Genomic DNA, 12037 nt, shown 5'->3' with positions numbered 1-12037 from the left:
AAATTAGATATAGATCGACCAGTTTAATGAATTATGGTTTTGTGTGGAGAAGAAGCGCACTCATAGATAGGCTGAGGGAGAAAAGCAGTCACATTGAGCGTGCGACACTTCGAATAGGTGAGTTTTCTTGTACCGAATTTTATGCACGGGCGGCTAGTTGAGGCTTTCTTATAGTGGTCGGTGAAGAGGGATGCGATGCGACTGGGCTTTCACCGGGCTGGCGATCCAGCCCCCGAAAACACCATTATATTTTCGCCAAATAGAAAAAAAGCTCATCATTTCTGATGAGCTTTTTTAATAGTGGTGGTTCGTGAAGGGAGATTCGATCGGACTGGCGTACCAGCCCCCGACACTCAGGTCTAAAACCATCTATATTTCAGATGTAAAAAAGCCCCGTCATTTCTGACGAGGCTTTCTTATAGTGGTCGGTGAAGAGGGATTCGAACCCCCGACCCTCTGGTCCCAAACCAGATGCGCTACCAAGCTGCGCTATTCACCGACAAAATTAATGGGGTGGCTAACGAGATTCGAACTCGCGACCACCGGAATCACAATCCAGGGCTCTACCAACTGAGCTATAGCCACCACTAATTTTTTTGTATAACCGCTTAACAAGCGATTATTGAAATAGTGGTCGGTGAAGAGGGATTCGAACCCCCGACCCTCTGGTCCCAAACCAGATGCGCTACCAAGCTGCGCTATTCACCGACTAGTTTTGTATCGATTCTTGGGATAGTGAATCAACACTGGAAGCCGAAGCTACCGATAATTTGTAAAGAAAGAATGGGGTGGCTAACGAGATTCGAACTCGCGACCACCGGAATCACAATCCAGGGCTCTACCAACTGAGCTATAGCCACCATAATTTCTTTTTTTGCCAATTTCTCGCTTACCGAAGTAAGTGACCGGATGGCGCGCCTGAAAGGATTCGAACCTTCGGCCTTTGGCTCCGGAGGCCAACGCTCTATCCAGCTGAGCTACAGGCGCATGCCCTGTCGGCGGAGTGGAATAATACGTATATCACCCAATGCCGTCTAGTACTTTTTTAACTTTTTTTTCTGTTTGGTCTCTTTTTCGACAGTTAATATGTGATAAACCCCTTATTTGAGTACTACAACCCGCCACAGCTTATAAGTTGTTGTTTATTGCAACAACTTATCGGGATATAATCACCCATTATTTACATTGGTTTAACAGTTGCTCTTTACTGGTTAAAGCCAAAACACCCCTCCAACACTATAATTTGGTAAGCATGTACTTACCTTGGGAATGTAAAGTGAGTTTAATGGATATGTCTCGTCGAATTTTAAGCGTTGTCATCGCAGTTTTAACCTTCTCAACTGGTGCAATGGCTTCAGGCCTTAGCGAAGCAGAGCAAGATGCAATTGCTGAGCGCATCAAACCAGTTGGTCAAGTATACCTAGTCGGCAGTGAGCCAGTAGCCGCTGAACCAACAGGCCCTCGTGATGGCGCAACAGTTTATGGTACCTTTTGTATCGCTTGTCACGCATCTGGAGTAAGCGGCGCACCTAAAACAGGTGATGCTGGTGACTGGGGTCCTCGTATTGCTCAAGGTCGCGATATCCTAGCTGACCACGCAATCAACGGTTTCAACGCGATGCCAGCGAAAGGTTCATGCATGGACTGTTCAGACGACGAAATCAAAGATGCTATCGAGCACATGATTGCTGGTCTGTAATTTGCCGAGCTATAGTTAAAAATGCCAAATTCAAAAAGGGTGACCAACAGGTCACCTTTTTTATTGTCTTCTATATAGTACTCATCAAGCAGAACATTACTTCTTATTGAACATCGCTCGAATATTGGCAATGTGCGCCTGCCCTTTCTCCATTCGCTCTTCAGCGGACTGTGGCTTCTTCACGCTTTCCCATTCCACATCATCATGCGGCAATTCATCCAGAAAACGACTTTGTGTTGGTTTAATTAACTCACCAAACTGACGACGTTCACGACACTTAGTAAAAGTCAGTTCTTTCTGCGCTCGAGTGATACCCACATACATCAGGCGACGCTCTTCCTCCACATTCCCTTCATCAACACTGGTTTGGTGCGGCAAGATACCCTCTTCTGTTCCCATCAAATACACATAAGGGAATTCCAGGCCTTTCGAAGCGTGTAGCGTCATTAACTGTACTTGGTCAGCATCGTCATCGTCTTCACCACGTTCCATCATGTCGCGCAGGGTTAAGCGTTGCACGACCTCACGCAGCGTCTTCTCTTCTTTATCGTAATTATCACCTTCTAAATCGGCGACAATCCAGCTATAGAGATCAGAGACGTTCTTCATACGCATCTCTGCCGCTTTCGGGCTTGCTGAGGTTTCGTATAACCAATCTTCATAGTTAATATCGCGAACCAAAGCACGAACCGCATCTACGGTATTGCCACGCTCTGCGTTATCTGAGATACGGACAATCCAATCAGTGAATCGACGCAGGTTCTCTAAGCCGCGGCCTGTTAGGGTTTGCTCTAAACCCATCTCAAAGCTGGCCTCAAACAAGCTCTTGCCACGCATATTGGCGTAGCTACCTAGCTTTTCTAGCGTCACCGGGCCGATCTCACGGCGAGGCGTGTTTACAATACGCAGGAAGGCGTTGTCATCATCAGGGTTCACCAACACTCGTAGGTAAGCCATGATGTCTTTAATTTCGGCTCTAGCGAAGAAAGAGGTGCCGCCAGAGATCTTGTAGGGCACGCGGTTCTGCATCAGCGCTTTTTCAATTAAGCGCGATTGGTGGTTACCACGGTAAAGCACCGCGTAATCTTTGTACTCAGTACGGTTCAAAAACTTGTGTGCGATGATTTCACCGGTAATACGCTCGGCCTCATGCTCCTCGTTCTTGGCATTCAATACCTTGAGCTTTTCGCCGTCTGGGATCTCAGAGAATAGAGACTTCTCATACACGTGGGGGTTATTGGCGATCAAGATGTTCGCTGCACGCAAGATTCGACTGGTTGAGCGGTAGTTTTGCTCCAGCTTAATTAAGCGAAGGTTTGGATAGTCCTCACCCAGCAACACTAAGTTTTGCGGCTTCGCACCACGCCATGAGTAAATAGATTGGTCATCGTCACCTACTACCGTCAAACGACCACGCTCTCCAACCAGTAGACGAACCAATTCGTACTGGCTGGTATTGGTATCTTGGTATTCGTCCACAAGTAGGTAGCGAATACGTGACTGCCAACGTTCGCGCACTTCTTGATTGGTTTTAAGCAATAGTACCGGTAGTGCAATCAAATCATCAAAGTCGAGGGCGTTGTAGGCCTTCATCTGCTTTTGATACATCTCGAAGCAAAACGCAAATAGTTGCTCTTGTTCACCTTGAGCGCGCGCTTTCGCCTGGTCTGGCGTCAGCATGTCATTCTTCCAATTCGAAATCGCACTCATCAATGCACGCAATAAATCTTTATCGCCATCGATTTGTCTTTCAGTTAGCTCTTTTAATAGGGCTAACTGGTCTTGGTCATCAAACAGAGAGAAGCCCGCTTTTAAGCCCAGCGCTTTGTACTCGCGACGAATAATGGTCAAGCCCATAGTGTGGAACGTCGAAACGATAAGTCCTTTCGCTTCTCCTTTACCTAAGGTTTGCCCTACACGTTCTTTCATCTCACGCGCTGCTTTATTGGTAAAGGTCACTGCCGCGATGTTACGCGCCTTGTAGCCACACTCCTGAACCAAATAAGCAATTTTATTGGTGATAACACGTGTCTTGCCTGATCCAGCGCCCGCTAATACTAAGCAGGGACCTGAAACATACTTCACGGCTTCATCTTGTCTTGGGTTCAGTTTCATTTGATTCTCTATCTGTTCTTACAAGGTCGAATTGGTTGCGCGCCTATAATAATGCTGCAACATCACGAATGCTACGTTCTCTTCTACAAGAATTTTACGTCATTTATGCAAAACTTTGTTGCACATGTGTATGGTTCTTAGGCTATAATGAATGAACGTTCATTCATCGGTGATGTAAATATGACTACTCATGCACCTCAGGATAAACGCCAACAAATACTTTCTGCAGCAGAGAAGCTAATTGCGGAGGTCGGTTTTCAAGGCCTCTCAATGCAAAAACTAGCAAAAGAGGCGGGAGTGGCTGCAGGCACTATCTATCGCTACTTTGATGATAAGGATCACTTGATCGATGACGTTCGAGTGCTCGTAACACAACGAGTAGCAGATGCTGTACAAGACGGAGTTAATGATTCGGATCCAATAAAGCAACGCTACAGAACCATGTGGCTCAATATATGGAACTTAGCGGGAACGAACTTAGCTGCGATTAAAAATCGAGTTCAGTATGACTCTCTACCCATCACAAATAGCCTAAACTTCAGGGAACTTGAACGCAAAATGTTTGCCCAAGTTGAGCTGCTATTTAATGAGGGTAAAGAGCAAGGATTGTTTAAACCGCTGCATAATGAAGTATTAAGCGGATTGAGCTTAGCGGCTAGTGTATCTCTAGCGCGAAAGCATTCTTTAGGATTTTACCAACTCGATGAGGCAGCACTAGAAGCTGCAATAGAAGCCAGTTGGGATGCAATAATTAAACACTAGATCGGAGTTTTGACCATAATGAAAAAGTGGACTTTCTTCATGTTACTCATCGCTGTATTACTTTTCGGCAGCGTTATTGGGTTCAACATGTTCAAACAACAAAAAATTGCTGAGTACATGGCAAACCGCCCTGAACCAGAGTTTCCAGTAACGGTTACTGAAGTTCAGCCGATCGATTGGGTTCCGGTGATTGAAGCTATTGGCTTCATTGAACCAAACCAAGGTGTCACGCTAGCAAACGAAACTAGCGGTGTCATCGACCAAATTTCTTTTGAGTCAGGTACTGAAGTTAAGAGCGATCAACTACTCGTTCGCCTTGATTCAGACGTAGAGAAAGCGAACCTTAAGAGTTCTGAAGCTCGCTTACCTGCAGCAAAAGCTAAGTACAAGCGTTACCAGGGTCTATTCAAGAAAGGCTCTATCTCTAAAGAAGCTTACGATGAAGCAGAAGCTAACTACTTCTCTCTTTCAGCTGATATTGAAAGTCTAAAAGCGTCTATCGATCGTCGCGAAATTCGCGCACCATTCGATGGTACCGTTGGTATCCGCAATGTTTACCTAGGCCAATACCTACAATCAGGTACTGATATTGTTCGTCTAGAAGACACCAGTGTTATGCGCCTACGCTTCACGGTTTCTCAGACTGACATCTCTCGCATCAGTGTGGGTCAAGCAGTTGATATCTTCGTTGACGCTTACCCTGAAATCCCATTTGAGGGCTCTATCAGCGCAATTGAACCTGCAGTAAGCGTGCAAAGTGGTCTTATTCAAGTTCAAGCAGACATTCCAAACAATGATGGCAAGCTTCGTAGCGGTATGTTCGCTCGCGCTAACATCATTCTGCCTAAATTAGAGAACCAAGTAACTCTGCCTCAAACAGCGATTACTTTCACTCTATACGGCGACAATGTTTACATCCTAACTGAAGAAGACGGCGTTCAACGCGTTACTCAACATGTTGTAAAAGTAGGTGAACGTACTGCTGATATCGCACACATCCTTGAAGGTGTGAAAGCGGGCGATACCGTTGTGACTTCTGGCCAAGTACGTCTAAGTAACGGTGCCAAAGTTAAGGTTGTGGAAAGTGATGCAATCACACCACCATCTGAAACACCTATGCTGTAACCGGAGGCACAATGCGCTTTACTGATGTTTTTATTAAACGTCCAGTTCTAGCGGTATCCATCAGCTTTTTGATTGCGCTGCTTGGCTTACAAGCAATCTTCAAAATGCAGGTGCGTGAATACCCTGAAATGACGAATACCGTCGTAACCGTGACCACGAGTTACTACGGTGCAAGTGCCGATCTTATCCAAGGCTTTATCACCCAGCCCCTCGAACAGGCTGTGGCACAAGCGGATAACATCGATTATATGACTTCATCTTCTGTACTCGGTAGCTCTACGATTACCGTTAATATGAAGTTGAACACCGACCCGAATGCAGCGCTGTCTGACATACTGGCCAAGACAAACTCGGTTCGTTCTCAGCTTCCAAAAGAAGCGGAAGATCCAACCGTAACCATGTCGACCGGTTCAACAACAGCGGTACTCTACATTGGTTTTACTAGTGATGAGTTGGTGTCGAGCCAAATTACCGATTATCTAGAGCGTGTAATCAACCCGCAGCTATTTACGGTAAACGGTGTATCGAAAGTTGACCTATACGGTGGTATGAAATACGCACTACGCGTATGGCTAGACCCGTCAAAAATGGCTGCAGTTAATCTAACCGCTAGCGATGTGATGTCGGTACTGAATGCCAACAACTACCAATCGGCAACCGGTCAGGCAACGGGTGAGTTCGTTCTCTACAACGGCAGTGCTGATACCCAAGTATCTAACGTTGAAGAGCTAGAGAATCTTGTAGTACGAAGCGGTGAAGGCGAAATCATCCGTCTATCTGACATTGCTAAGGTTTCTCTAGAGAAAAGCCACGATGTGTACCGTGCAAGTGCGAACGGTCAGGAAGCGGTTGTTGCAGCGATTAACGCGGCACCAAGTGCTAACCCGATCAATATTGCAGCCGATGTTCTTGAGCTTCTTCCTCAGCTAGAGAAGAACCTACCAAGCAACATCTCAATGAACGTAATGTATGACTCAACGATTGCGATTAACGAATCGATTCAAGAGGTTATCAAGACCATCCTTGAAGCAGCATTAATCGTACTGGTTGTAATCACCTTGTTCCTTGGTTCGTTCCGTGCGGTTCTTATCCCTATCGTTACTATCCCACTGTCTTTGATTGGTGTGGCAATGGTAATGCAGGCGATGGGCTTCTCTTGGAACCTGATGACACTACTGGCAATGGTACTCGCCATCGGCCTGGTGGTAGATGATGCGATCGTTGTACTCGAAAACGTCGACCGACATATCAAGCTCGGGGAATCCCCTTTCCGTGCTGCAATCATCGGTACGCGTGAAATCGCGGTACCAGTTATTGCAATGACGTTAACGCTAGGCGCAGTATACGCTCCTATCGCGATGATGGGTGGTATCACAGGCTCGCTATTTAAAGAGTTCGCGCTAACCCTAGCGGGTTCAGTATTTGTATCAGGTATCGTGGCATTAACACTGTCGCCAATGATGTGTTCAAAAATGCTTAAAGCTCACGCAGAGCCAAGCAAGTTTGAACAAAAGGTACATAGCGTACTGGATGGTATGACTAACCGTTACGAGCGTATGCTTGGTGCGGTAATGAACCATCGACCGGTATTCATTGGCTTTGCGGTTATCGTATTTGCCAGCTTGCCGATGCTGTTTAAGTTTATCCCAAGTGAGTTAGCACCTTCTGAAGATAAAGGTGTAATCATGCTGATGGGTACAGCACCATCAAATGCGAACTTAGACTTCATGCAAAATACCATGAACGACGTAAACACGATTCTGTCTGATCAGCCAGAAGTAGCGTACGCACAGGTGTTTACCGGTGTGCCGAATGCAAACCAAGCGTTTGGTATCGCATCTATGGTTCCATGGAGTGAGCGTGAGGCGAGCCAATCAGACGTAGCAAACCGCGTTGGTGGTTTAGTTAAAGATGTTCCGGGAATGGCGGTAACTGCATTCCAAATGCCAGAACTACCAGGTGCAGGTTCAGGTCTTCCAATTCAGTTTGTTATTACAACACCAAACAGTTTTGAGAGCTTGTTCCAAATCACTACTGACATTTTAGCGGATGTAGCATCGAACCCGCTGTTCGTTTACTCAGATCTTGATCTGAACTACGACTCAGCAACGATGAAAGTACACATCGATAAAGACAAAGCAGGCGCATACGGTGTGACCATGCAAGATATCGGTATCACCCTTGGTACCATGATGTCTGATGGCTACGTAAACCGTATCGACTTAAACGGTCGTTCTTATGAGGTTATCCCTCAAGTAGAGCGTAAGTTCCGTTTGAACCCTGAATCGATGAATAACTACTATGTACGTGCTGCGGATGGTAAAGCGGTGCCACTGGGCAGTTTAATTACGATTGATGTTGTGGCAGAGCCTCGCTCTCTTCCTCACTTCAACCAATTGAACTCAGCAACGATTGGTGCAGTACCAGCTCCTGGCGCGGCGATGGGTGATGCGATTGCATGGTTTGAAGATACGGCAACGAACAAGCTACCAAGTGGCTACAACCACGATTACATGGGTGAAGCTCGTCAATACGTAACAGAAGGTAGCGCACTTTACGCAACCTTTGGTCTGGCGCTAGCAATCATCTTCTTGGTACTGGCGATTCAGTTCGAATCTCTAAAAGATCCACTGGTTATCATGGTATCTGTACCACTGGCGATCTGTGGTGCCCTAATTGCTCTAGCTTGGGGTGCGGCAACGATGAACATCTACTCACAAGTAGGTTTAATCACGCTGGTCGGCCTGATTACCAAGCACGGTATCTTGATCTGTGAGGTTGCAAAAGAAGAACAGTTGCATCACCACAAGACTCGTATTGAAGCGGTAATGGAAGCTGCGAAGGTTCGTCTTCGTCCAATCCTGATGACAACCGCAGCGATGATCGCGGGTCTAATCCCACTGATGTACGCAAGTGGTGCAGGTGCAGCTCAGCGTTTCAGTATCGGTATTGTTATCGTTGCAGGTCTGGCGATTGGTACTATCTTTACGCTGTTTGTACTGCCTGTGATTTACAGCTACCTAGCTGAAAAACACAAGCCTCTTCCTGTGTTTGTTGAAGACAAAGACCTAGAAAAACTAGCTCGCGTTGATGAAGCAAAAGCAGCGCACAGAGAATTAGCAGACAACAAGTAATCGCTAAGTCGTAAAACAATCAAAAAGGCTACTTCGGTGGCCTTTTTTTATACGCGATAGGCGACATCTTAGATGTGATTAAATAGAATAGTGATAAATAGTCAGGAGTTTTAATCGATATGTTTGATCCAAAAAAACTAGAGCAAATTGCTAAGCAGATCCACGACTCTATGCCTCAGCCAGTGAAAGAACTAGGTTCAGACGTAGACCAGAAAGTTCGCCAAGTTATCCAAGGCCAGCTAAACAAACTAGATGTTGTAAGCCGTGAAGAGTTTGATGTTCAAACTCAAGTACTACTGCGCACTCGTCAAAAGCTGACTGAAATGGAACAAAAGCTTGCAGAGCTAGAAGCTAAGCTTGCAGACAAGTAAGCACTTAAGCGAGCAAAGATAAGAGGGCTGACGTGAAAACGTCTGCCCTTTTTTATGCACTCAAGTTTTTCGGTCTAGACTCCTAACAACACTCCAAGTCGCGATAGATCTTTCCAATAAACAAAAAGGCTTGGTCAACGGCGACCAAGCCTTTTAATTAGATGTTGTGTTTTTATTTATGACTCCAGTTTTTGGAGCTCTTTAAATTTGTTCGATGTTATCGAGTTAAGAGATTAACCGCCTACTGCGATGCGCTTCATGTCGCTCATGTAGCTACGTAGCTCTTCACCGATGTACTCAACTGGGTGGTTACGGATAGCTTCGTTAACTTCGATTAGTTTAGCGTTATCTACTTGGTTAGATACTTCACCTAGACCACGACCGATTACGTCTGTTGCTACTGAAGGCATGAACTTCTCACGTAGTAGTGGTGTTGCAACGTTAGCGAACAGGTAGTTACCGTATTCAGCAGTATCTGAGATTACAACGTTCATTTCGTATAGGCGCTTACGAGCAACCGTGTTCGCGATTAGTGGAAGCTCATGCAGAGACTCGTAGTATGCAGACTCATCAATGATGCCAGATGCTGTCATTGCTTCGAACGCTAGCTCAACACCCGCACGAACCATAGCAACAAGTAGGATGCCGTTATCGAAGTACTCTTGCTCAGAGATTTCTACATCAGAAGCTGGGTAGTTTTCGAATGCTGTTTCGCCTGTCTCTTCGCGCCAGCCTAGTAGGTTCGCATCGTCGTTCGCCCAGTCAGCCATCATAGTGCTAGAGAATTCGCCTTGGATGATGTCGTCCATGTGCTTGTTGTAAAGCGGACGCATTAGGTCTTTTAGCTCTTCAGAAAGCTCAAATGCTTTGATTTTAGCTGGGTTAGATAAACGGTCCATCATGTGAGTTACGCCACCAAACTTAAGCGCTTCAGTGATCGTTTCCCAACCGTATTGTAGAAGCTTACCTGCGTAGCTTGGGTCGATACCGTCAGCAACCATCTTCTCATAAGATACGATAGAACCAGCTTGTAGCATGCCACAAAGGATTGTTTGCTCACCCATAAGGTCAGATTTAACTTCAGCAACGAAAGAAGACTCTAGACAACCTGCGCGGTGACCACCAGTACCAGCAGCCCAAGCTTTAGCGATATCCCAACCTTCACCCTTAGGGTCATTCTCTGGGTGAACAGCGATTAGTGTTGGTACACCAAAACCACGCTTGTACTCTTCACGTACTTCAGTACCTGGACACTTAGGTGCAACCATTACAACGGTTAGGTCTTTACGGATTTGCATACCTTCTTCAACTACGTTGAAGCCGTGTGAGTAACCTAGTGCAGCGCCTTCTTTCATTAGAGGCATTACTGTTTCAACTACGTTAGTGTGTTGTTTGTCTGGAGTTAGGTTGATTACTAGATCCGCTTCAGGAATCAGCTTCTCGTAGCTATCTACTTCAAATCCATTCTCTTTTGCGTTTTTGTAAGACTGACGTTGCTCGTCAATCGCCGCCTGACGTAGAGCGTAAGCCACGTTTAGGCCTGAATCACGCATGTTTAGACCTTGGTTAAGGCCTTGAGCACCACAACCAACAATTACGATTTTCTTGCCTTCAAGGTATTCAGCTTCTGTCGCAAATTCTTCACGATCCATGAAGCGGCAACGACCTAGTTGGTCTAGTTGTTCACGAAGGTTTAATGTATTGAAATAGTTAGCCATGTGAGGCACTCCTTTAAAAATAAGTCCGTAAGGTCGATATCTCTCTATCGAATGACTTCATACTAAAACAGACATTCCGTTGCTGAAAGTGATATATTCACAATTAGTTATTGCAATAAATGCAACATGGAAACGATCACAGAACATGAACATAAAATCTCTACAATTATTTATACATTTATGTGATAGCAAGAGTTTCAGCAAAACAGCTGCAGCCATGCATGTCAGCCCTTCTGCACTGAGCCGTCAGATACAAAAGCTTGAAGAAGAAACAGGACAGGAACTGCTTATCAGGGACAACCGCAGCGTTGATCTCACTCCGGCAGGAAAACACCTATTGCCAGTAGCGTTGAGTATTGTTGGAGAGTGGCAGCAATATAACCTTCACCTAAAAGGCGGTGAACAAGAGTTAAAAGGGGAGATCAGGATATTTTGCTCCGTGACTGCAAGCTATAGCCATCTTCCTGAGCTAATTACCGAGTTCAGAGCCATTCATCCATATATCGAGTTCAAGCTTTCTACAGGCGACCCTGCTCAATCTATCGATAAGGTATTAAATGACGAAGCAGACATCGCGATTTCAGCGAAACCAGACATCCTCCCCTCAAGATTAGAATTCGAAACCATTAGTGATATACCACTATCTGTCATCATCCCATCTGGCGTCAGTAGTTTTGGTCAACAACTACAATCCGACAAGCCAAACTGGAATAAAGTGCCTTTTATCATCCCTGAAGCGGGTACAGCGCGTGAACGAGCCAATGCATGGTTTAAAAAGATGAAGATAAAACCCAACATATACGCGCAAGTTTCTGGCCATGAGGCGATTGTAAGTATGGTGGCACTAGGGTGTGGAGTTGGCATCGCACCTGATGTGGTCATAAACAACAGTCCAGTAAGAGATAAAGTTAGCCGCTTAAAGATAGAACCTATCAAGCCATTTGAGTTAGGCGTATGTTGTAAGCGAGCACAGCTAGATAACCCTCTAATTCGAGCGTTCTGGCAAGTTGCAGAAGGAAAATATTTAGCGGACTAGTCGTCATTGTTTTAAATACAAAAAAGGGAAGAGCACGTCAGTGCCCTTCCCTTTTATTTATGTATATCGCAGATAAG

At 45.6% G+C, this 12037-nt stretch carries 8 protein-coding genes and 5 tRNA genes; 6 read left to right on the top strand and 7 right to left on the bottom strand.

The genetic code is table 11. The features are described from left to right. Positions 1-422: 422 nt before the first annotated feature. From OH460_RS27010 to OH460_RS26990, 5 genes are all read right to left on the bottom strand, one after another. A tRNA-Pro gene (locus tag OH460_RS27010) sits at positions 423-499 on the bottom strand. Positions 500-509: 10 nt separating this feature from the next. Next, positions 510-585, bottom strand: a tRNA-His gene (locus OH460_RS27005). Positions 586-631: 46 nt separating this feature from the next. Then, positions 632-708 (bottom strand) — tRNA-Pro (locus OH460_RS27000). A gap of 76 nt (positions 709-784) precedes the next feature. After that, a tRNA-His gene (locus tag OH460_RS26995) sits at positions 785-860 on the bottom strand. 50 nt (positions 861-910) lie between these two features. After that, positions 911-987: transfer RNA gene (locus OH460_RS26990), tRNA-Arg, on the bottom strand. A 298-nt stretch (positions 988-1285) separates the two neighbouring features. On the opposite strand from OH460_RS26990, the gene OH460_RS26985 reads away from it, so the two are divergent. Beyond that, positions 1286-1699: a c-type cytochrome gene (locus OH460_RS26985; protein WP_008224061.1), complete on the top strand. Its 414-nt coding sequence runs from the start codon at positions 1286-1288 to the stop codon at positions 1697-1699. A 96-nt stretch (positions 1700-1795) separates the two neighbouring features. On the opposite strand, the gene rep is transcribed toward OH460_RS26985, so the two are convergent. Then, positions 1796-3814 (bottom strand): DNA helicase Rep, encoded by a 2019-nt coding sequence (gene rep / locus OH460_RS26980; RefSeq protein ID WP_102425706.1) that lies wholly within the window; start codon positions 3812-3814, stop codon positions 1796-1798. 180 nt (positions 3815-3994) lie between these two features. On the opposite strand from rep, the gene OH460_RS26975 reads away from it, so the two are divergent. From OH460_RS26975 to ubiK, 4 genes are all read left to right on the top strand, one after another. Beyond that, positions 3995-4576, top strand: coding sequence for a TetR/AcrR family transcriptional regulator (locus OH460_RS26975; protein WP_198596934.1), 582 nt, complete (start codon positions 3995-3997; stop codon positions 4574-4576). Between the two features lie 18 nt (positions 4577-4594). Further along, positions 4595-5701, top strand: coding sequence for an efflux RND transporter periplasmic adaptor subunit (locus OH460_RS26970; protein ID WP_061033076.1), 1107 nt, complete (start codon positions 4595-4597; stop codon positions 5699-5701). Positions 5702-5712: 11 nt separating this feature from the next. Further along, a complete protein-coding gene (locus OH460_RS26965) occupies positions 5713-8835 on the top strand; it encodes a multidrug efflux RND transporter permease subunit (RefSeq protein ID WP_270000154.1) in 3123 nt (1040 codons plus the stop codon). A gap of 119 nt (positions 8836-8954) precedes the next feature. After that, on the top strand, positions 8955-9206 hold the full coding sequence (gene ubiK, locus OH460_RS26960; protein WP_004740921.1) for a ubiquinone biosynthesis accessory factor UbiK: 252 nt from the start codon (positions 8955-8957) through the stop codon (positions 9204-9206). Positions 9207-9439: 233 nt separating this feature from the next. Here ubiK and ilvC read toward each other — a convergent pair whose 3' ends face one another. Next, the gene (ilvC, locus tag OH460_RS26955) at positions 9440-10924 is read right to left on the bottom strand and encodes a ketol-acid reductoisomerase (protein WP_008224071.1); all 1485 of its coding nucleotides are present in this window, start codon (positions 10922-10924) and stop codon (positions 9440-9442) included. Between the two features lie 145 nt (positions 10925-11069). Between ilvC and ilvY the strand changes: the two genes are divergently transcribed. Further along, positions 11070-11960: an HTH-type transcriptional activator IlvY gene (ilvY, locus tag OH460_RS26950; protein WP_270000153.1), complete on the top strand. Its 891-nt coding sequence runs from the start codon at positions 11070-11072 to the stop codon at positions 11958-11960. Positions 11961-12037: the final 77 nt, after the last annotated feature.

This window comes from Vibrio sp. Makdt, assembly GCF_027587015.1.
Taxonomy (GTDB): Bacteria; Pseudomonadota; Gammaproteobacteria; order Enterobacterales; family Vibrionaceae; genus Vibrio; species Vibrio chagasii_B.
The sequence above is the reverse complement of the archived record's forward strand: the minus strand, read 5'-3'. Positions and strand labels throughout refer to the sequence as shown.